Source organism: Methylopila henanensis (genome assembly GCF_042681025.1).
In the GTDB taxonomy this organism is placed as follows: Bacteria; Pseudomonadota; Alphaproteobacteria; order Rhizobiales; family Methylopilaceae; genus Methylopila; species Methylopila henanensis.
On the sequence record NZ_JBHUER010000010.1, the window covers coordinates 298,393 to 317,487 of the forward strand.

Consider the following 19,095-nt stretch of genomic DNA (forward strand, 5'->3'; position numbering starts at 1 on the left):
CCCCCGTCGTTCAGTCCGGTCGGGGAACCGGTGGGCCGTTACGAGCCGGGCTTCGCGACCGAAGCGTCGGCCTGGACCGCCGGCTGGGCGGCGAGCCAGACGCCGTTGGCCGCGGTCAGGAGGTAGCGGCTTTCGCGCTGGACCTCGGCGAGGCTGGTGGCGCGGCCGGCGACCGCGACATGCATCGCGCCGACGGTGCCGGCCGACTGGGTCGAGGCCGCGTCGGCCGCGCTGACCCGGAACGGGGCCTTCGGTGCGTCGACGTTGGAGGTCAGGTCGCTGGCGAGCGCCGGAGCGGAGACGAGGGCCGCCAGAACGGCGGCGATGGAAGCGGTGCGGATCATGGCTCAGGTCCTTGAAGCTGCGCGGCGGGGCCGACCCCGCCGTCTCTTGGACCGTAATTTGCTACCGCCCTTTTCATGAATCAAACCGATCGGTTCGATACTGACTATCGACCACGTCGATGACACGTACGACGGAAGTCTAACCCCCTCCGGGCTCTCGCGTTTCAGCCGCCTTCCGTCGCCTTCCGGCTCGCCACGGCGAAGGTCAGCAGCGACACGACCGGCGCCGGCGCGAAGCACCACAGCGGCGCGGCGACGAAAACCAGCGCTCCCGCGCCGCAGCCGATCGCGAAAGCGGCGACGCTCAGCCCCGTCGGCCCGAGCCGCTTCTTCGCCGCCGCCCGCGCCTCCGGCCGGATCGGCCGCATCAGGTCGCCGAGGTCGACCATCATCTGAGTCGTGGGGCCGGTCATCACGGTCGAGGGCGGCAGGCTCGCGAGCCGGACGCGATGCACCGCGTTCTGGATCGCCATGGCGGCGACCAGCGCGCCGCCGGTCGCGAGCGCCGGCCAGGCGTCGCCGTCCGGGAACGGGCCGAGCCGGACCGAGAGCACGGCCGCGGCGACCAGAAGGACGGCCTGAAGCGCGAACATGATCCGCGTCACCGGCCAGCCCCTGCGCTCCATGCCGATCCCGGCGAGGCGCGCCACGAGCACGACCACGCAGAACAGCGGCAGCGCCAGAAGCTTGGCGAGCACGCCGGTCGCGCCCATGGCGACCGCCGCGCCGAGCGTGACGAAATTGCCGGTGACATGAGTCGTGAACAGGCCGTGCAACGCGAGGAAGCCCGCCGCGTCCACATAGCCGGCGTTGAAGCTGAGCAGTACGAGGAGGAGGAGCCTCATGGCCCGAAGTGGACGGCGCGGCGGCCGCGACGTCAATCCCGATCCGTCACTCCGCGAGCTGATAGGTGACGGGCAGCCAGCGATAGGCGCTCCCCGCCCGCTCCACGAAGCCGAGCGAGGGAAACGACGTGTGATAGCCCAGCACCGGCAGCCGTTCCGCCGCCGCCATCTCGTAGACGCGCCGGCGCGTCGCCGCGCCTTCCGCTTTGTCCATGTCGAACAGCGCGCTCCATTCGGGATGCGCGAGCGACGCCACCTCGTGATGGGCGCAGTCGCCCCAGACGAGCAGCCGCTTTCCCTCGCTCTCGAGATGGTAGGCGAGATGCCCCGGCGTGTGGCCGTGGGCCGCGACGGCGCCGATTCCCGGCGCGACCTCGTCGCCGGGCTTGAGGAAAGTGGTCCGCGCGGCGAGCGGCGGCATGAACTTGCGGAACAGCAGCGCGGAGTTGCGTTCAACCCCGCCCTTCGGCGCGCCGAGGCGGGCGTCGTCGGCCCAGAAGGCGTGCTCGCGCGCGCCTAAGGCGTAGCGGGCGTTGGGGAACGCCGCCGCCCCCGCCTCCATCAGCCCGCCGATGTGGTCGACGTGGCAATGGGTCAGCGCGACGACGTCGATGTCCCCGGGCGTGACGCCCGCCGCCCTGAGGCTGTCGATCAGCCGGCCCCCGGCCGGGCGCGGGACGAAGCCTTCCGCGCCGTTGCCGGCGTCGATCAGCACGAGCTCCCGGCCCGTGTTGACCACGACCGGGCTGAAGCCCGGCCGGAACCGGGCCGGCGGCAGCAGGTTCGCGCGCATCAGCGCCTCCACCTCCTCCTTCGGCCGGTCCTCGCCGACGATCGGCCACGGGCCGTCGATCATCGCGTCGGCGTCGCTGAGGACGGTGATCTCGAAGGCGCCGAGCGTCAGGCGGCGGAAGGCGGGCTCCGCCGGCCCGAGCCGCGGCGCCGCCGCGGTGGCTGGTCTTGCCCGCAGCAGGGCTGGCGCGGCCAGAAGGCCGATCGCGACGGCGCGGCGGGTGACGCCCTCGGTGGACTTGCGCATGGTCGGCCTCGGCTCGATGGTGGTCGGACAAGGTCGAGCCATACGGCCGTCGGGAGGATCGCGCTTGTACGAAGCCGCTGCGGCCGCGCCTGGGCCGGCGGCGCTCGGGCCGCTGTGGCGGCTCGGCGCCGGGCGCACGCTGTTCGTCGGCCCGCTGGTCTACAACGCGCCGCACCAGCATGGCGCGCCGGTGTTCCTGTCGAGCCTGGGAGGGCCGTTCGGCCTGAGGCTGCCGGGAGGCGGCTGGCTCGCCTGCGAGGCCGCGATGATCCCCGCCGGCGTGGTGCACGAACTGCGCCTCGACGGCGAGCCGGTGTTCGTCCTCTACGCGGAGCCGGACGCCGGCGGTCCGGCGGCGCTGGCGAGCCTCGTCGCGGCGCCTTCCGAGCGCGACGGGGTCCTCGTCGGCCGCTCCATGGTCCAGACGTTCGCCCGCGAGCTGCACGAGCGCCGGGACGCGCTCGACTTCGTGGACGAGGGCCTCGACGACGCGCTGGCCTTCGCGCAGGCCCGCGCGCGCCGGGCGATCGACCCGCGGGTCGCGGCGACCGCGCGCGCGCTCGACCGCGCCGGGGCGCCGCTCGATCGGCTGGCGCGCTCGGCGGGGCTGTCGCCCTCAAGATTGCAGCATCTGTTCACGCAGGAGGTCGGCGTCCCGTTCCGGCGCTACCGCGCCTGGGCGCGCATGCGCCGCGCGATCGCCGAGATCGTGGAAGGCTCGAACTTCACCACCGCGGCCCATGCGGCCGGGTTCGCGGACCAGGCCCATTTCGCGCGCCATTTCCGCGCGACCTTCGGCGCGGCGGCATCCGTCAGCCTGACGAAGCCGCGCGCCCCGGCGGGGCGGTGAACCGATCGCCGGTCCGCCCCGTACAGGCAGCCGGCGCTGGGCCCCAACCCCTGCCGCCGATCCTAGACCTCCAGTGCCCCCCGGAGGTCGCGGCGGCGGGCGCTCCGCGACGTGGAGCGCCCGCTCGCGCCCGGTCAGTTGGTGCCCGGCGCGCCGATGAAGACGCGGTCGCCCTCGCGGAAGATCTCGACCGAGGTGGCGGGCTGTCCGAGCTCCTGCGGAGCGGAGACCAGAACCCGCTGGCCGGCGGCGAGAGTCGTCTCGAAGCGCAGCGAGGGGGAGTCCGCCTTGCGGGCGATGCCGGCGACGACGCGGTAGCCTGCGGGCGACACCGTGTAGTAGGCGATGCCGGCGCGGGCGCCGAGCTCGATGCGGCTCGCCGCGCCCGGCTGCAGCTCGACGGCCGAAGCCGAGGCGGTCAGACCGGCGAGGACGGCGGCGGCGGTTGCGATACGAGTGATCATGGTGGTCATCTTCCGGATGGGGCGCGGCGGGACGATCCCGTGCCGCTGTCTGAGGCCGAAGATGCCTATCCTTTCGTCATGAATCCAACCGATTGGATCGATGCGCTCTATTGACCATATCGATTTAAGCCGCTTCGACCTCAACCTGCTCGTCGCCTTCGACGCGCTGATGACGGAGCGCAGCGTCACGCGCGCCGCGGTGCGGCTGGGGCTCGGGCAGTCCGCGACCAGCCACGCGCTGGCGCGGCTGCGGGCGCTGTTCGGCGACGAGCTTCTGATCCGCGGTCCGAACGGCATGCAGCCGACGCCGCGGGCGTTGGATCTGGTGGAGCCGGTGCGCTCGGCGCTGGCGCAGGTCACGTCCATCGTGGCGCGGGACGACGCGTTCGATCCCGCGACCTCCGACCGCACCTTCGTCATCGGCATGCCGGACAGCACCGAGGTGCTGCTGATCCCGTCGCTGCTCGCGCATCTGCGCGAGATCGCGCCCGGCGTGCGGCTGCTCATACGGAGCATCGACCGCATCCGCATCCTGCAGGACCTCGACGCCGACCGGGTGGAGCTCGGCATCGGCCTGTTCGACGACGGCGGGCTGCAGCACAAGCGCCGGCTGCTGCACCGCGACAGCTACGTCTGCATCTTCAACGCCGGCCTGGTGGGGATCGAGCCGCCGATCACCATCGAGGACTATGTCCGCCTGCCGCATGTGCTGACGAGCCTGGTCGAGAGCGCGCACGGCGTGGTCGACGACGCGCTCGCCAAGATCGGGCTCAGCCGCGTGATCGCGCTGACCTCGCCGCGCTTCACCGCCGTGCCCTTCGTGGTGAAGCAGGCGCCGGTCATCGCCACCATGCACGCGCGGGTGGCGCGCTTCTTCGCCGACGCGCTCGACCTGACGGTGAGCCCCGCGCCGATCCTGCTGCCGGACGTCTCAGTGTCGATGATCTGGCACGCCTCCTACGACGGCGACGCCGGCCACCGCTGGCTGCGCGACACGATCCGGAAGCTGAGTGACTCCCGGCCGCCCAGCCTCAATCTCTGGCTCAGCAAGGCCGACGAGGAATAAGGCCGGGGCGTCGCCTCATCCGCGCGCCGCGCCCCCGCCACGCAATGGACTCAATTGCGGCCGATCAAGAGCGTTCGTGCGACGGCGTAGGGACGCGAAGCGTGAAGGCAGGGCTGTTCGGGATCGCCATGGCGGTCGCATGCGCGCATGGCGCCTCGGCGCAGAGCGCGCCCGCGGACGCCGCGAGATTCGACGCCATCGTCGCGAAGCATTCCTCCGCGAACGGCGTGCCGGAACGCCTCGTGCGCCGCGTCATCATGCGCGAGAGCCGCTACAACCCGCGCGCCTACAACCGCGGCCATTACGGCATGATGCAGATCAAGCACGCGACCGCGAAGTCCATGGGCTATCAGGGCGACGCGTCCGGCCTGTTCGACGCCGACACCAACCTCGCCTACGCCGTGCGCTACCTCGCCGGCGCCTACAAGGTGGCGGGCGGCGACGAGGACAAGGCGGTCCGCTTCTACGCCAGCGGCTACTATTACGACGCCAAGCGCAAGGGCATGCTCGCCGCGATCGGCCTCGGCCGGAACGGCAAGTTCGGGCCTCCGCCCGCCCAAGTCGCGGCGGCGACGCCTCCCGCGACCGCCCCGGCGCCCGCCGCGCGGGTCGAGACGCGCATCGCGTCGACGACCCCGGCCGCGCCGCCGGCTCCGCGCGTGATCGGCGCCGACGCGCGTCCGGTCCTGGCCTCCGTGGCCCCGGTCGCTCCCGCCGCCGTTCCGGTTCCGCCCGTGGCGGCGACGCGGCCGGCCGCCACGACCTCGCCCGCCGCCAACGCCCGCGTGGCGGGCGCGGCCGACGCGATCGGCGGCCTGTCGCGGGTCGCGGCGGTCCAGCCGGCCTCGCCCGTTCGCGAGGCGCAGGCCTACGCCGGCTCGCGCGCGCTCGGCGCGCCGGCCGAACTCGTCGACATGGCGACGCCTGCACGCGCGGGCGCCGTAGCGGTTCCGCTTCCGCCGACCGCTCCGCGCCAGACCGCCGCAGCGACGCCCGTCGCCGTTCCGGCGACGGCGGCCGTGCGGGCCACGGCGGCGACGCAGACCGCAGCCGTCGTCGCGCCGTTGCCGCCCGAGCGGGAGCCGCAGATCGTCACCGGCGCGATCGAGCCGGCGGCGGTCGCCCCGCGGGCGAAGCCCCGCCGCTTCGGCCCGCCGAAGTAGCCGTCGCTCAAACGACCACCGTCAGCTTCACGTCGAGATTGCCGCGCGTCGCCTCCGAATAGGGGCAGACCACATGCGCGCGCGCCACGAGGTCCTCGGCCGTCCCTTGGTCGAGGCCGGGCAGCGAGACCTCGAGCGCCACGTCGATGCCGAAACCCTTGCCGTCGTCGCGCGGGCCGAAGCCAACCGTTGACGTCACGTTGGCGTCCGCCGGAACCGCGATCTTGTCGCGCCCGCCGACGAAGCGCACCGCGCCGAGGAAGCACGCGGCGTAGCCGACCGCGAAAAGCTGCTCGGGGTTGGTCCCCTCCCCGCCCGCGCCGCCCATCTGCTTCGGAACCGACAGCGAGACGGCGAGATTGCCGTCGAGCGTCGCAGACTTGCCGTCGCGCCCGCCGCCGGTCGCGCGCGCCTGGGTGGAATAGATGATCTTCATCGAACGTCTCCTGTTGGACGAGGCTCTGGAACGACCGTGACCCGGCCGCGACCCATTCCTTATCTCACACGATTTGATCGTACACGATATATATACACACATGGCTGACCAGCCCTATCGCATGGGATTATATCGCACGCGATCTATCATCTGTGGCATGATGCGCGCATGTCCGCGCCCTCCCTCAGCCTCGACGAGTTCGTCTGTTTCGCGATCTACACCGCGAACGGCGCCTTCAACCGCGCCTACAAGCCGGCGCTCGACGCCATCGGCCTGACCTATCCCCAGTACCTGGCGATGGTGGCGCTGTGGGCGAAGGACGGCGTGACCGTCGGCGCGCTCGGCGAACAGCTCTTTCTGGAATCGAACACGCTGACGCCGCTGCTGAAGCGGCTGGAGGCCGCGGGGCTCGTCACCCGCCGTCGGGACGCCGAAGACGAGCGGCAGGTCCGCGTGCATCTCACGGACGAAGGCCGCGCGTTGCGCCTGAAGGCCGCGAGCGTGCCCGAGAGCATCGTCGGCGCGCTCGGCTCGGCCGCCGCCCCGGAGGACATCGGACGCCTGCGCGACGAGATCGCCCGGCTCAGAGACGCCCTGAACGGACGCTGATCGAATCGTGAAGGGATGGCCCGCGGGCCAGCCTCAGCTCGCGCGCAGCTCGACGGGCGTCAGCCCGATGCGGTCCATCTCGGCCTGGTCACGGGCGGCTTCGGCGAGCTTTTCGCGCGCGGTGTCGCGCTCCTCGAGGATCTCGATCTTCTTGAGCTCCTCGAACGCCTCGGCAAGCGCTCCTTGCGCGTCGGCGAGCTGGCCGCGCAGCTCGTCGGCGGAGCGCATCAGATTGTCGCGCCGAACCTTCGCCGCCTTGGCGTAGGTCGGATAGGCGTAGTGGGCGACGTCATGGATGCCCGCCCGCTCCTGCTCCTGCGCGATCTCGCGGTCGAGGTCGCCGGCCATGCGCTCGAATTCGGCGATCATGGATTCGATCTGCGCCGCCTGCCGACGTTTTTCGTCGACCTGGAAGCGCTTGAGCTTGAGCAGGGTGTCTCTGGATTTCATGTCGGACATGGAAGCACACGCGGGTTAGCGTCAGGTTTCCGAAACGCCTAAGATCGAAGCAAGCTGGGCATACCCTTCGCCGAGACGCGTTGCTTCTTCCTTACCCTGCGCCAGAAAGCGCTCCATCGGCCCGTTCAGCGCGATGGCGTCGTCGACCTCCGCGCTCGATCCCGGACGGTAGGCGCCGAGGCGGATCAACTCCTCCATGTCGGTGAAGGTCGCCATGGCGCGGCGCGCCTGGGCGATCAGCGGCCGCCGCTCCTCCGGCGTCGAGCGCGGCATGGTGCGGGACACCGATTTGAGGATGTTGATCGCGGGATAGCGGCCCCGCTCCGCGATCGCGCGCTCCATCACGATGTGGCCGTCGAGGATGCCGCGCACGGCGTCGGCCACCGGCTCGTTGTGGTCGTCGCCGTCCACGAGCACGGTGAAGACGCCCGTGACGGTCCCCTCCCCCGTGCCGGGCCCCGCGCGCTCGAGCAGCCGGGGCAGTTCGGCGAACACGGTGGGGGTGTAGCCCTTGGTGGTCGGCGGCTCGCCGGTGGCGAGGCCGATCTCGCGCTGCGCCATGGCGAAGCGGGTCACGCTGTCCATCATACACAGCACGTCCAGCCCCTCGTCGCGGAAGGCCTCCGCGAGCGTAAGCGTGAGATAGGCCGCCTGCCGGCGCTTGAGCGCGGGCTCGTCGGAGGTCGCGACCACCACGATCGAGCGCGACAGGCCGGCCTCGCCGAGGTCGTCCTGCAGGAACTCCTGCACCTCGCGGCCACGCTCGCCGATCAGGCCGATCACGGCGGCGTCGCAGGCGGTGTTGCGGGCGAGCATGGCGAGCAGCACCGACTTGCCGACGCCGGATCCCGCGAAGATGCCCATGCGCTGCCCCGCGCAGCAGGTGACGAAGGTGTTGAGCGCCCTCACCCCGAGGTCGAGCGGCTCGCCGACGCGCCGGCGGGCGTGCGCCGGCGGGGGAGGCGCGCGGTAGGGATAGAGCAGCGGGCCTTCCTTGAGCGGGCCCTTGCCGTCGATCGGCGCGCCCATGCCGTCGATCACGCGGCCGAGCCAGGAGCGCGCCGGGCGAACGCCGGGCTGGGCCGAGCCGACCACCGCGCGGCACCCGCGGCGCACGCCCTCGAGCGGCGCGAACGGCATCAGCAGCGCCTTGTCGCCCTGGAACCCGACCACCTCGCAGTCGGTGCCGCGGCCGTTGGCGGCCTCGATCGTCACCCGACCGCCGATCGCCATCGCGCCGAGCGGCCCCGCGACCTCGACCAGGAGGCCGCGCACGCCGACCACGCGCCCGTAGACCTCGCGCTCCGGCGTCGCCTCGATCGCCTCGATCAGCCCCTGCATCGGCGGCTTTTCCCCAATCCCTAGCGAATCATTGCCGAGACTGCGCCTAGCGTAACGCTTCGTTTACCGCCACGCCCAATCATGGCCCCAACGCTTAAGGGTGCGGAAACCGTAACGCCGGCTCGGAAGTTTGAGTCGGAAGAGTCGGTTAGGCGCTTTTCTTAAGGTTTGAAGTGAGTTTGCATTTCTCCGTAACGTGCTGATTTTCATCACTTTATGAAGAAATGCGCCCCAAATGAGATCAAGCTTGCGGCGCAGAATCACCTTCTGTTAACTAATGGTCGTTAAGCTTGAATCGGACTTTAAACGATCGGTTCACCGTGCCGGGCTCGGCGTCGCCGAGGCAGGCCACGCGGGCATCGGTGGAGGATTCGCATGCGCGTTCTTCTGATTGAGGACGATAGCGCCACGGCGCAGAGCATCGAGTTGATGCTCAAGTCCGAAAGCTTCAACGTCTATACGACGGAGCTCGGGGAAGAGGGCATCGACCTCGGCAAGCTCTATGACTACGACATCATTCTGCTCGACCTGAACCTGCCCGACATGTCGGGCTACGAAGTGCTCCGCGCGCTTCGGGTCGCGAAGATCAAGACGCCGATCCTGATCCTCTCCGGCCTCGCCGGCATCGAGGACAAGGTCCGCGGCCTCGGCGTCGGCGCCGACGACTACATGACCAAGCCGTTCCACAAGGACGAGATGGTCGCCCGCATCCACGCCATCGTGCGCCGGTCGAAGGGCCACGCTCAGTCGGTCATCACCACCGGCGACCTGATCGTGAACCTCGACACCAAGACCGTCGAGGTCGGCGGCGCCCGGGTGCACCTGACGGGCAAGGAATACCAGATGCTGGAGCTGCTGAGCCTCAGGAAGGGCTCGACGCTCACCAAGGAGATGTTCCTCAACCATCTCTACGGCGGCATGGACGAGCCGGAGCTGAAGATCATCGACGTCTTCATCTGCAAGCTCCGGAAGAAGCTCGCCAACGCCACCAACGGCAAGAACTACATCGAGACCGTCTGGGGCCGCGGCTACGTGCTGCGCGAGCCCAACGAGGACGAGACCCGCGCCATCGCCTGACGCGCGGCTCCCGACGCGCCGTTTCGCGAAGCCCCGGACCCTCGGTCCGGGGCTTCGTCGTTTCAGGGCCTGCCGCGGCAGCCGAAGCGGCCTGAAGCGGGCTCGGAACCGTCCTCGACGGCGATGCAGGAATGACCCAAATCGCCCTTTGGCCGGGGCACGCCGGGCGCGAGCGAGAAGCCGACCGAATGCGCGCCCGCGAGCCCAGCCGGAAAGCGCGGGATAGGCTTGACGATCCGGAAGGTTCCGCCAACGCGTTCGATCGCGCCCTCGCCCACGAGCTTGGCGAGCCCCACCTGCTGCGGCAGCACCTCATAGGCGACGACCGGCGCGCCCGCCACGACCGTGGCGGGGTCGATCTCCACCACCCCGCCCGGAGCGAACCGTAGCGCGTCGCGCCAGGTCCGCGGGTCGAAACCAGCCGGCGCATCGTCCGGCTTACGCGACGCCTTCGCAACGGTCATCGCGGGAAGCGTGAGGGCGGTGGCCTTGTATGCGCCGCCGAACGCGTCTGGAGCCCGGCCCAGCGCGCGCCGCAGCGCAGATCGGGCGGCGTCAGCTTCCGGCGAACCGGGCTTGCTAAAGGAGCCGAAGCAGCCCCGAGGGGCGACCATCACCTTGTCCGCCGGCAGGCCGACCACCCCCGCGGCCGAGAGGCCGGACGGCCCGGCCTTGGCGGAAGCGAGCACGAGCCGCGCCACGCGGTCCTTCGCGCCCGCCACGCGCCAGATCATGGCGTCGCCGGACGTCAGGACGATGTAGAGCGGCTGGTCGCCCTCCTCGATCACGAGCTCCGCAGTCGTGCTGTCCTCGTTCTGCCCCACGACGGTCGCAGTCGGCACGGCGTCGCCTCCGCTCAGCCCGAACGCGACGATCTGCTGGCCGTCGGCCACGCGCGGAACCTCGCAGGACGGCGCGTTCTTCTCGATCGCCGCGATCCGGAGCGGGGCCTGAGCCGCCTGAAACTCCTCGGTCGCGATCAGGCCGTCGCCGTTACGGTCGACGATGGAGAAGATCCGGCGCAGGGCCTGCTCGGCCTCGGACGCCATGACGCGCCCGTCCCCGTCGCTGTCGAACGCCATGAACGGCTCGACCGAACCTTCGCCGACGCCGCGAAAGACCGAGGACGGGCCGGGAGCCGACACGGCGTCCTGCAACGTGATGCGACCGTCGCCGTCGCGGTCGAGCCGGTCGAACCGCTCGTCCTTCGCTCCCGGCGCTCGCGCCCCCGCAGGCCCCAGCCGCGCAAGCTCACGCTCCTCCTGCGACAGAACGCCGTCGCCGTCGAGGTCGGCGCCGACGAAGAGAGATGCGTTCTGCGCCCGACCGAACGCGTCGAGCCGCCGGCGGGCCAGCGCGACGTCGGCGGCGTCGAGACCGTCATTGCCGACGTCAGCCGCCCGGAACGGCCGCAGCGCCTCGGCGACGAACTGCTCGACATAGAGGCCTGACCGCAGATAGCGGGCGAACTCGGGCGACAGTTGCGGTCCGGAATCCTGGGCCGCCGCGCCGCCTGGCGCGAGCGTCATAAGAATGGCGAGGGCGGCGAGCCGCGAAGGACGGACAATCACAGGACGCATCTCCGTTCTCGAACAACGGAGAAGTAGCAAGGAGCAGGACGACCTCGCCAGCGGCGTCCGCCAACAGGGTTTACACCGCGTAGGACGTCCGCCGTCAGCGGACCGCGGAGGCGAGGCGGAAGGCGGAGGGCGCGGCGCCGGGCGGCGTGGGTACGAACAGGCCGCGGTGGCTCGGATGCGGGCGGAACGCGGCGTTGAGGCCGAGCACGGTCTCGGCCGAGCCCAGCAGCAGCGCTCCGTCCGGAGCGAGCTGCTTGCCGATCCGGCCGAGGATGTCGGCCTTGGTCGGCTCGTCGAAGTAGATAAGCACGTTGCGGCAGAACACGACGTCGAACTGACCGAGCGGGGAGAAGTCGCGCAGCAGGTTGAGCGTGCGGAACTGCACCCGCTCCCTGAGCTTCGCGGCGATCCGCCAGCGGTCGCCCTCCTGGGTGAAATGCTTCAGCAGCAGCTTGATCGGCAGCCCGCGCTGGACCTCGAACTGGCTGAACAGGCCGGTGCGGGCGCGATCGACCACCTCGCTCGCGAGATCGGTCGCGACGATCTCGAACCGCCAGCCGGGGTACTGCGCCGCCTTGTCCTCGAGCGCCATGGCGAGCGAGTACGGCTCCTGGCCCGTGGAGCAGGCCGCGCACCAAATCCGCACGCGCTTCTGGGCGGCGCGGGTCTTCGCGAACTCCGGCAGCAGCACGTCGGAGAACTGCGTGAACGGCGCGCCGTCGCGGAAGAAGAACGTCTCGTTGGTGGTCATCGCCTCGACCACCGACTGGGCGAGCGCGGTGTCGCCGCCGCGCATCAGCCGCTGCGCGAGCTCCGACAGGGAGGCGATACCGGCCTTGCGGGCGATCGGCCCGAGGCGGCTCTCGACGAGGTAGCGCTTGTCCTCGCCGATCACGATGCCCGACCGCTCCTTGAGGAAGCGCGCGAGGAAGGCGAATTCCGTCGGCGTCATGCGCGCTCTCCGGCGATCAGGCGGGCGATCCGAGACCCGATGGCGGGCAGCGGCAGAACGGCGGCGCAGCAGCCGGTCGCGACGGCGGCGCCCGGCATGCCCCAGACGACGCTTGTGGCTTCGTCCTGCGCGATCACGGAGCCTCCGGCGGAGGCGACGGCGCGCACGCCCGCCGCGCCGTCCGAGCCCATGCCCGTCAGCATCACGGCGAGCAGGCCCGAGCCGTAGGCCGCGGCGGCGGTGCGGAAGGTCGGGTCGACCGAGGGCTTGCAGAAGTTCTCCGCGGGCCCGTCGTCGATCGAAGCGAAGGCCGCTCCGCCCTTCAGCGCGACGGTCAGGTGCTTGCCGCCCGGCGCGACATGGATGACGCCCGGCTCCAGCGGCTGGCCGTGCGCGGCCTCGCGGCCGGGCCGTCCGCTCGCGGCGCCGAGATGCTCGGCGAGCGTCGGGGTGAAGGCGGCCGGCATGTGCTGCGTCACGAGCACCGGCACGCGGGCGATCGACGGCCCGATGGCGTGGAGCAGCGCCGCCAGCGCCTGCGGGCCGCCGGTCGAGGCGCCGATCGCGATTGCGCGCACCGGGGCGGCTGAGAACGGACGGAACCTGGCTGCGGGCGCGGCCGGGGCGAAGCTCGACGCGGCGGGCGCGGGAGCCGGCGCCGCAGGGCGCGGCTCGAACCCGGCGCCGGGCGTCCGCATGCGCGCGCGGCGCAGGGCGTGCTCGCCGACCGCGCGGATTTTGGCGACGAGGTCGCGCCGGTAGTCGGACTGCGCCACCTCGGCCGTGGGCTTCGCGATGAAATCGGCAGCGCCGAGCGCGAGGCACCTGAGCGAGATGTCGGCGTTGCGGCGCGTCAGCGACGACGCCATCAGCACGGCGAGGTCCGGCTGCGCCTTCAGCAGCAGCGGCAGCGCCGACACGCCGTCCATGTCGGGCATCTCGACGTCGAGGACCGCCACGTGCGGGCGAAGGCGGACGACGTCGGCGACCGCCGCGAGCCCCGTCCGGCTGGTTCCGGCCACGACGAGGCCCGGCTCCTCCCCGAGCCACTTCGCGACGACGCCGCGCACCACCGCGCTGTCGTCGACGATCAGGATGCGGAGAGGCTCCGCGGACATGCTATGCGCTGCGAATGTCATGACGCGTCGCTCGTTGAGGGGACGTCGTCAGATCAGGCCGACCTCGGCGAACTTCGAGCCGATGATCTCCTTGTCGAACGGCTTCATGACGTACTCGTCCGCGCCGGCGCGCATCGCGCGGGTGATGAAGGAGACGTCGTTCTCGGTGGTGCAGAACACCACCTTCGGCGTGTCGCCGCCCGGCAGCGAGCGCAGCTCCGCCAGGAACTCGTAGCCGTCCATGACCGGCATGTTCCAGTCGAGCAGGATGCCGTCCGGCATCGCCTGCTTGCAGAGCGCGAGCGCGCTCTGGCCGTTCTCGGCCTCGGAGATCTTGAAGCTGTAGCCTTCGAGGATGCGCCGCGCGACCTTGCGGATGACGCTCGAGTCGTCGACGACGAGACAGTGTTTCATGGTCCGGCTCCTGAGGGGGCTCTGGTCAGGCGGCTTGCGCGAGGGTGGCGGAATCGACGGCGCGTTCGACGTCGAGGATCAGCATCAGTTCGCCGTCGAGGCGGTGGACCCCTTCGGCGACGGCGGCCCAGCGCGGGTCGAGCGTCGCGGGCTTGGCCTCGCGGGCGGAGGCGCTCAGCGCCAGCACGTCGCCGACCCGGTCGACGATGAGCGCGAGCGCCTCGCCCTTGTGGTCGACGCCGACCGCCATCGTGTGCTCGTCGATCGTCTTGGGCGTCAGGCCGAGCCGTACCCGCATGTCGATGGCGGTGACGATCCGGCCGCGCAGGTTCAGCACGCCCGCGATCTCCACAGGCGAGAGCGGCACGCGCGTGAGACGTTCGAGCGCGAACACCTCGCGCACGCGGCCGATGTTGATGCCGAAGAGCTGGCCCGCGACTTCGACGGTGACGTAGGTGATCGGATCGTCGGCGCTCACGCGGCGCTCCTCCAGCGGGGGGCGAAAGTTTCGAGCGAGGCGACGAGGCGGGGCCGGTCGAACTTCGCGACATAGTCGCTGAAGCCCTCGTCGCGCGCCCGCTCCACCATGCTCTCCGCCGTCAGCGAGGACAGCGCGAGGATCGGGCTATGCGCGGCGAGGCCTTCCGCGCGCACCGCCGCGGCGAAGGCGAAGCCGTCCATCTCGGGCATCTCGATGTCGGTGACGATCACGTCGAAGCCACGGCCGTCGCGCAGCAGCCGGAGCGCCTCGCCGCCGCTCGCCGCCGCCGTGACGCGGAAGCCGGCGGCGGTCAGCACCGGCGTCAGCATGTTGCGGAAGAAGGAGCTGTCGTCGACCAGCAGCACGGCCGGCTGGTCGTTGCGCTCGGACGGGCGGTCGGTGCGGCGCAGCCAGTCCTCGAAGGCGAGCGTGAGATAGTAGGCGACGTCGACAATCTCGGTCGCATGGCCCGCCACCACCGAGGTGCCGAGCACGCCGGCCGTGATCGAACCGATCGTGATCTCCATGCGGTGGTCGACGATGTCGATGATCTCGTCGACCACGAGCCCGACCGAGCGGCCCTCGTCGGAGAACACCAGCAGCGGCTGCGCGCCGGCGCTCTTCAGCGCGACGCCCTCGCCCGCAGGCACCAGCGGCATGAGCCCGCCGCGGTACTGCACCAGCATGCGGCCGCCGGTCGCCTCGATCGTGTCGACGTCGATCATCTCGAGACGGGTGACGAGGGCGAGCGGCACCGCCTTGGGCGCGGCCGAGCCGGCGCGGAACAGCAGTAGCGGCACGAGGTCGGCCCGTTCGTCGACGCCGGCGCCGGTCTCCTCCGCCGCCGCCTCGCGGTGGGTGGCGGGCCCTGCCGCCGCCGCGACGCCGTTCGGGTCGAGGATCAGGATGACCGACCCGTCGCCGAGGATGGTCGTGCCGGAGAACAGCGCGATGTGGTTGAGCCGCGAGGCCATCGGCTTGACGACGATCTCCTCGGTGTGGAGCACGTCGTCGACGACGATGCCGAAGATGTCGTCGCCGACCTGGCTGATCACCACGAAGACGTCCTCGGCGGCGTCGGCCGGCTGGGGCGCGAGGCCGAGCAGGTCGCGCAGCCGCACCAGCGGCAGCAGCCGGTCGCGCAGGCGCAGCAGCGAGGTGTCGCCGATCCGCTCGATCACGTGTTCGCCGCCGCGGCGGGTGCGGACGAGCTCCAGCACCGAGAGCTGCGGGATGGCGAAGGTCTCGCCGTCGGCCGTCACCATCAGCGCGGAGACGATCGCGAGCGTGAGCGGGATACGAATGACCACCGCCGAGCCCTTGCCGGCGGTCGAGCGCAGGTCGACGGCGCCGCCGATCAGCTCGATGTTGGCGCGCACCACGTCCATGCCGACGCCGCGGCCGGAGACGCTGGTGACGGCGGCGGCGGTGGAGAAGCCCGGCGCGAAGATGAAGCGGTGGATCTGCGCGTCCGACATCTTCTCGACGTCGGCCTCGGTCGCGAGCCCGTTCGCGACCGCCTTCCTCTTGATGCGCTCGACGTCGAGGCCGCGGCCGTCGTCGGCGATCTCGACGATGATGCAGCCGCCCTGGTGATAGGCCGAGAGCCGGATCACGCCGGTCTCGGGCTTGCCCGCCGCGACGCGCTCGGCCGGCGTTTCGAGGCCGTGGTCCGCGCAGTTCCGCACCATGTGCGTCAGCGGGTCCTTGATCAGGTCGAGGACCTGTCGGTCGAGCTCCGTGTCGGCGCCTTCGGTGACGAGCTCGATCTTCTTGCCGAGGTCGGCCGCGAGGTCGCGCACGAGCCGCGGCAGGGCGCGCCAGGCGGCGCCGATCGGCTGCATGCGGGTCTTCATGACCCCTTCCTGCAGCTCGGCCGTGACGTGGTTCAGCCGCTGCAGCGAGGGGCCGAACTCGCTCTCGCCCCGCCGGCGCACGGTGTCGAGGAGCTGGTTGCGGGTCAGCACCAGCTCGGAGACCATGTTCATCAGCCGGTCGAGCGTGTCGACGCCGACGCGGATCGTCTGGCCCGCGAGCGTGACCTCGCCGCCGCGCGCGTCCTCGACCAGCGCGACCGGGGCCTCGACCTTCGCCGGCTCGGCCTTCCGCGGCTCGGCCGGAGCGGCTGCGACCGGCGCGAGCGCGGTCTCCGGCCCCGGAGCCTCGCGGAAGGCGCGTTCCAGTTCGTCGAGCGGAACTTCGCCCGGCCGCAGTTCGCGCCCGAGCTTCGGGTCGATGGCGGTCTTGGGCTTCGAAACCTCGATCGCGACGCGCTCGAGCTCCGCGATCAGGTCAAGATCGTCGCCGGCGGGCTCCTTCCCTGCCTTCTCCAGATCGGCGAGGATTTCCTTGATGCGGTCGATCGCCGCGAGAATCAGCGTCACGGCGTCCGGCGTCGCCATCGCGCCGGAGCGGAACTCGCCCATCAGCGTCTCGGCGGCGTGGGCGAGCGCCTCAAGGCGGCCGAGCCCGAGGAAGCCGCAGGTGCCTTTCACCGTGTGAACGAGGCGGAAGATATTGCCGAGAATCTTGTCGTTCGCCGGCTCCTGCTCAAAGCGGACCAGTTCGACGTCGACCTGATCCAGATTCTCGGCGGTCTCTGTCAGAAAATCGCGAAGCAGCTCGTCCATTCCGTCCCCCAGGAAGCGCCTCACGGGGGCGGCTTCGCACGACGGCGGAAGAGTGCGACAAAATGAATAACGGAGTGTTGCGCGACGCCGCGCGCGATCCCGGTTTCGCCGCGGATTCTAGGGCCTTCGGCCGACAAGGCCGAGCGCGAGCGCATTGCCTGCGGCGACCAGCAGCGCGCCGGCGATGGCGCTCGGACCCCAATGGTAGTCCTCGAACACGCTCGATATGGCGAGCGCGACGACGGGGAACAGCACGGTCGCGAAACCCGCGCGGCCGGCGCCGACGCGCTTCAGCAGCGCGAGATAGGCGAGGAGCGCCACGACCGACGAGCCGATCGAGAGCCATCCCAGCGACAGCAGGTAGGGCGCCGTCAGCTCGACCGTGAAGCGCGCGCCGCTCGCCGCGGCGAGAATCGTCAGCCAGATCGTGCCATAGGCCATGCCCCAGGCGGTGGCGGCGACGTCGGGGATCAAACGCTGGATCACGCTCGACACCATGTTGCCGGAGCAGAACAGCAGCGTGCCGGCGACGCAGAGGCCGAGCCCGCCCAGCGCCGCGAGGTCGAAGCCGGCCGAGGCGATCTCGGGCGCGTAGAGCAGCGCGACGCCGGCGATGCCGAGCGCGGCGCCGGCGAGCGTGCGCCGTTCGGCGCGGCGGCCGAACAGCAGCGCCCCGAGCGCGATGTTGATCGGCGAAGCGAGCGCGAACACGACCGCGAGCAGCCCGGACGCGACATGGGCGCCCGCGAGATAGAACATCAGGAAGTTGGTCGAGTACATCAGCACGCCCGCGAGCGCGAAGCCCGCATGCGCCTTGAGGCCGTAGGCCAGCCGCTCGCGCCGCGCCGCGGCGAGCGCGAAGCAGACGAGCGCCGCGAGCCCGAACCGCCAGACGAGCGACACCGTCGGCGAGACCACGCCGAGCTGGTGATGGATCGCGATCCAGCTCGTGCCCCAACCCAGCACCAGCACGGCGTAGAGGCCGAGATCGGACTTGCCGACGGCGGCGGAGTCGCGGGACGGCTGCGGAGTGACGTAGGCGGCGGCGGACATGGCGCGACGATCGGGACTGCGGCGTGGAGCCGCGTTATCGCCCGCGCGCCACGCGAAGAGAAACGCAGATCGCTTATGCCGGCCATCGCCATATGTGATGGCCTTGACCGGACCATGAGACCGTTCCACGCCCGTCTCCAGGGTTTCGGCGAGGAGGCGCGCGATGCACATCGCGGACGACGGGCGCGTGGCGCCCGAGCTTACGCACCAGCACGCGTTTCTCGGCGCGGACCATGCCCGCAACGAGCGCCGCACGCTGATCGTCGTCGGCGTCACGCTCGTCACGATGGTGGTGGAGATTGTCGCTGGCTGGGCCTACGGCTCGATGGCGCTGACCGCCGACGGCTGGCACATGGCGACACATGCCGGCGCGATCGGCCTCGCCGCCCTCGCCTACCGCTTCGCCGCCCGCCACGCCGCCGACCCAGCCTACGCCTTCGGCGCCGGCAAGGTCGGCGACCTCGCCGGCTTCGCAAGCGCGATCGTGCTGGGCCTCGTCGCGCTCGCGATCGGCTGGGAGTCGTTCGCCCGCCTGGCCAGTCCGCAGCCGGTCGCCTACGCCGAGGCGACGGTCGTCGCGGTCATCGGCCTCGCCGTGAACGTGGGCTGCGCGCTGGTGCTCGGCCACGGGAGCGGCCATGGCCATCACGACCACGGCCATGGTCACGCCCCCGACCATCACGACCATGGCCACGACCATCACGAGCACGACCACAATCTGCGCGGGGCCTATCTGCACGTGCTGGCAGACGCGCTGACCTCTGCGCTCGCGATCGGCGGGCTCCTCGTCGGCTGGCGCTCGGGCTGGACCTGGATCGATCCCGCTATCGGCGTCGTCGGCGCGGCGGTGATCGGCTCCTGGTCGTTCTCACTCGCCCGCGACACCGCCCGCGTGCTGGTCGACGTCATGCCCGACGCCGGGCTCGGGAGCCGCATCCGCGAGCGGCTGGAGATCGGCGACGCGCGCGTGACCGACCTGCATCTGTGGCGCGTGGGGCCGGGGCACATGGCCGTGATCGCGTCGGTCGCGACGCATGAGCCGCTGGAGCCGGCGACCTGCAAGGCGCGCCTCGCCGGCCTCGCTGGCCTGAGCCATGTCACGATCGAGGTGAACCGCTGCGCCGGCGAAACGTGCCACAGCCATGACGGGCCGCGGCGCGCCGCCTGAGCCGCG

At 71.1% G+C, this 19,095-nt stretch carries 20 protein-coding genes; 6 read left to right on the plus strand and 14 right to left on the minus strand.

Annotated features, from left to right (window positions below):
- Positions 1 to 38: 38 nt before the first annotated feature.
- The 3 genes from ACFSCV_RS14505 to ACFSCV_RS14515 all read right to left on the minus strand — a co-directional run bounded on the left by ACFSCV_RS14505 (position 39) and on the right by ACFSCV_RS14515 (position 2,228).
- Positions 39 to 344 carry a hypothetical protein gene (locus tag ACFSCV_RS14505; protein ID WP_378800286.1) on the minus strand — a complete coding sequence of 102 codons (306 nt, stop codon included), beginning with the start codon at positions 342 to 344 and terminating at the stop codon, positions 39 to 41.
- A 164-nt stretch (positions 345 to 508) separates the two neighbouring features.
- Positions 509 to 1,189 (minus strand): YoaK family protein, encoded by a 681-nt coding sequence (locus ACFSCV_RS14510; protein ID WP_378800287.1) that lies wholly within the window; start codon positions 1,187 to 1,189, stop codon positions 509 to 511.
- Positions 1,190 to 1,235: 46 nt separating this feature from the next.
- On the minus strand, positions 1,236 to 2,228 hold the full coding sequence (locus tag ACFSCV_RS14515; RefSeq protein WP_378800288.1) for an MBL fold metallo-hydrolase: 993 nt from the start codon (positions 2,226 to 2,228) through the stop codon (positions 1,236 to 1,238).
- Between the two features lie 64 nt (positions 2,229 to 2,292).
- Between ACFSCV_RS14515 and ACFSCV_RS14520 the strand changes: the two genes are divergently transcribed.
- Entirely contained in the window at positions 2,293 to 3,078 is a 786-nt protein-coding gene (locus ACFSCV_RS14520) for a helix-turn-helix transcriptional regulator (protein ID WP_378800289.1), read from the plus strand.
- Between the two features lie 134 nt (positions 3,079 to 3,212).
- On the opposite strand, the gene ACFSCV_RS14525 is transcribed toward ACFSCV_RS14520, so the two are convergent.
- Positions 3,213 to 3,542, minus strand: a complete 330-nt coding sequence (locus ACFSCV_RS14525) for a hypothetical protein (RefSeq protein WP_378800290.1) — start codon at positions 3,540 to 3,542, stop codon at positions 3,213 to 3,215.
- A gap of 100 nt (positions 3,543 to 3,642) precedes the next feature.
- Here ACFSCV_RS14525 and ACFSCV_RS14530 point away from each other — a divergent pair, with 100 nt between their 5' ends.
- Positions 3,643 to 4,608 (plus strand): LysR family transcriptional regulator, encoded by a 966-nt coding sequence (locus ACFSCV_RS14530; protein WP_378800291.1) that lies wholly within the window; start codon positions 3,643 to 3,645, stop codon positions 4,606 to 4,608.
- Positions 4,609 to 4,709: 101 nt separating this feature from the next.
- Entirely contained in the window at positions 4,710 to 5,771 is a 1,062-nt protein-coding gene (locus ACFSCV_RS14535; protein ID WP_378800292.1) for a transglycosylase SLT domain-containing protein, read from the plus strand.
- A 7-nt stretch (positions 5,772 to 5,778) separates the two neighbouring features.
- On the opposite strand, the gene ACFSCV_RS14540 is transcribed toward ACFSCV_RS14535, so the two are convergent.
- Positions 5,779 to 6,207: an organic hydroperoxide resistance protein gene (locus ACFSCV_RS14540; RefSeq protein WP_378800293.1), complete on the minus strand. Its 429-nt coding sequence runs from the start codon at positions 6,205 to 6,207 to the stop codon at positions 5,779 to 5,781.
- A 168-nt stretch (positions 6,208 to 6,375) separates the two neighbouring features.
- Between ACFSCV_RS14540 and ACFSCV_RS14545 the strand changes: the two genes are divergently transcribed.
- The gene (locus tag ACFSCV_RS14545; protein ID WP_378800294.1) at positions 6,376 to 6,816 is read left to right on the plus strand and encodes a MarR family winged helix-turn-helix transcriptional regulator; all 441 of its coding nucleotides are present in this window, start codon (positions 6,376 to 6,378) and stop codon (positions 6,814 to 6,816) included.
- A gap of 33 nt (positions 6,817 to 6,849) precedes the next feature.
- Here ACFSCV_RS14545 and fliJ read toward each other — a convergent pair whose 3' ends face one another.
- Positions 6,850 to 7,266: a flagellar export protein FliJ gene (gene fliJ / locus ACFSCV_RS14550; protein WP_378800748.1), complete on the minus strand. Its 417-nt coding sequence runs from the start codon at positions 7,264 to 7,266 to the stop codon at positions 6,850 to 6,852.
- Between the two features lie 30 nt (positions 7,267 to 7,296).
- Positions 7,297 to 8,616: a flagellar protein export ATPase FliI gene (gene fliI, locus ACFSCV_RS14555; protein ID WP_378800295.1), complete on the minus strand. Its 1,320-nt coding sequence runs from the start codon at positions 8,614 to 8,616 to the stop codon at positions 7,297 to 7,299.
- A gap of 375 nt (positions 8,617 to 8,991) precedes the next feature.
- Between fliI and ctrA the strand changes: the two genes are divergently transcribed.
- Positions 8,992 to 9,693, plus strand: coding sequence for a response regulator transcription factor CtrA (ctrA, locus tag ACFSCV_RS14560; RefSeq protein WP_271199100.1), 702 nt, complete (start codon positions 8,992 to 8,994; stop codon positions 9,691 to 9,693).
- Between the two features lie 62 nt (positions 9,694 to 9,755).
- On the opposite strand, the gene ACFSCV_RS14565 is transcribed toward ctrA, so the two are convergent.
- The 7 genes from ACFSCV_RS14565 to ACFSCV_RS14595 form a co-directional block, all read right to left on the minus strand.
- Positions 9,756 to 11,273: an EF-hand domain-containing protein gene (locus tag ACFSCV_RS14565; RefSeq protein WP_378800296.1), complete on the minus strand. Its 1,518-nt coding sequence runs from the start codon at positions 11,271 to 11,273 to the stop codon at positions 9,756 to 9,758.
- 94 nt (positions 11,274 to 11,367) lie between these two features.
- Positions 11,368 to 12,225, minus strand: coding sequence for a CheR family methyltransferase (locus ACFSCV_RS14570; protein ID WP_378800297.1), 858 nt, complete (start codon positions 12,223 to 12,225; stop codon positions 11,368 to 11,370).
- Complete coding sequence (locus tag ACFSCV_RS14575) at positions 12,222 to 13,364, minus strand: protein-glutamate methylesterase/protein-glutamine glutaminase (RefSeq protein WP_378800298.1); 1,143 nt, start codon at positions 13,362 to 13,364, stop codon at positions 12,222 to 12,224. Before ACFSCV_RS14575 ends, ACFSCV_RS14570 begins: the two co-directional genes overlap by 4 nt.
- Positions 13,365 to 13,391: 27 nt before the next feature.
- Entirely contained in the window at positions 13,392 to 13,757 is a 366-nt protein-coding gene (locus tag ACFSCV_RS14580) for a response regulator (protein WP_378800299.1), read from the minus strand.
- A gap of 25 nt (positions 13,758 to 13,782) precedes the next feature.
- Positions 13,783 to 14,235 carry a chemotaxis protein CheW gene (locus tag ACFSCV_RS14585; protein ID WP_378800300.1) on the minus strand — a complete coding sequence of 151 codons (453 nt, stop codon included), beginning with the start codon at positions 14,233 to 14,235 and terminating at the stop codon, positions 13,783 to 13,785.
- Positions 14,232 to 16,868, minus strand: coding sequence for a hybrid sensor histidine kinase/response regulator (locus ACFSCV_RS14590; protein ID WP_378800301.1), 2,637 nt, complete (start codon positions 16,866 to 16,868; stop codon positions 14,232 to 14,234). The genes ACFSCV_RS14585 and ACFSCV_RS14590 overlap by 4 nt, the downstream gene beginning before the upstream one ends.
- Positions 16,869 to 16,985: 117 nt before the next feature.
- On the minus strand, positions 16,986 to 17,921 hold the full coding sequence (locus ACFSCV_RS14595) for a DMT family transporter (protein WP_378800302.1): 936 nt from the start codon (positions 17,919 to 17,921) through the stop codon (positions 16,986 to 16,988).
- 163 nt (positions 17,922 to 18,084) lie between these two features.
- On the opposite strand from ACFSCV_RS14595, the gene dmeF reads away from it, so the two are divergent.
- Positions 18,085 to 19,089, plus strand: a complete 1,005-nt coding sequence (gene dmeF / locus ACFSCV_RS14600) for a CDF family Co(II)/Ni(II) efflux transporter DmeF (protein ID WP_378800303.1) — start codon at positions 18,085 to 18,087, stop codon at positions 19,087 to 19,089.
- Positions 19,090 to 19,095: the final 6 nt, after the last annotated feature.

Coding starts and splice junctions, on each gene's coding strand:
- ACFSCV_RS14565 (WP_378800296.1), bottom strand. CDS start 11,273: ATGCGTCCTGTGATTGTCCGTCCTTCGCGGCTCGCCGCCCTCGCCATT.
- ACFSCV_RS14575 (WP_378800298.1), bottom strand. CDS start 13,364: ATGACATTCGCAGCGCATAGCATGTCCGCGGAGCCTCTCCGCATCCTG.
- fliI (WP_378800295.1), bottom strand. CDS start 8,616: ATGCAGGGGCTGATCGAGGCGATCGAGGCGACGCCGGAGCGCGAGGTC.
- ACFSCV_RS14580 (WP_378800299.1), bottom strand. CDS start 13,757: ATGAAACACTGTCTCGTCGTCGACGACTCGAGCGTCATCCGCAAGGTC.
- fliJ (WP_378800748.1), bottom strand. CDS start 7,266: ATGAAATCCAGAGACACCCTGCTCAAGCTCAAGCGCTTCCAGGTCGAC.
- ACFSCV_RS14570 (WP_378800297.1), bottom strand. CDS start 12,225: ATGACGCCGACGGAATTCGCCTTCCTCGCGCGCTTCCTCAAGGAGCGG.
- ACFSCV_RS14515 (WP_378800288.1), bottom strand. CDS start 2,228: ATGCGCAAGTCCACCGAGGGCGTCACCCGCCGCGCCGTCGCGATCGGC.
- ACFSCV_RS14540 (WP_378800293.1), bottom strand. CDS start 6,207: ATGAAGATCATCTATTCCACCCAGGCGCGCGCGACCGGCGGCGGGCGC.
- ACFSCV_RS14590 (WP_378800301.1), bottom strand. CDS start 16,868: ATGGACGAGCTGCTTCGCGATTTTCTGACAGAGACCGCCGAGAATCTG.
- ACFSCV_RS14595 (WP_378800302.1), bottom strand. CDS start 17,921: ATGTCCGCCGCCGCCTACGTCACTCCGCAGCCGTCCCGCGACTCCGCC.
- ACFSCV_RS14530 (WP_378800291.1), top strand. CDS start 3,643: ATGCGCTCTATTGACCATATCGATTTAAGCCGCTTCGACCTCAACCTG.
- dmeF (WP_378800303.1), top strand. CDS start 18,085: ATGCACATCGCGGACGACGGGCGCGTGGCGCCCGAGCTTACGCACCAG.
- ACFSCV_RS14510 (WP_378800287.1), bottom strand. CDS start 1,189: ATGAGGCTCCTCCTCCTCGTACTGCTCAGCTTCAACGCCGGCTATGTG.
- ACFSCV_RS14545 (WP_378800294.1), top strand. CDS start 6,376: ATGTCCGCGCCCTCCCTCAGCCTCGACGAGTTCGTCTGTTTCGCGATC.
- ACFSCV_RS14525 (WP_378800290.1), bottom strand. CDS start 3,542: ATGATCACTCGTATCGCAACCGCCGCCGCCGTCCTCGCCGGTCTGACC.
- ctrA (WP_271199100.1), top strand. CDS start 8,992: ATGCGCGTTCTTCTGATTGAGGACGATAGCGCCACGGCGCAGAGCATC.
- ACFSCV_RS14505 (WP_378800286.1), bottom strand. CDS start 344: ATGATCCGCACCGCTTCCATCGCCGCCGTTCTGGCGGCCCTCGTCTCC.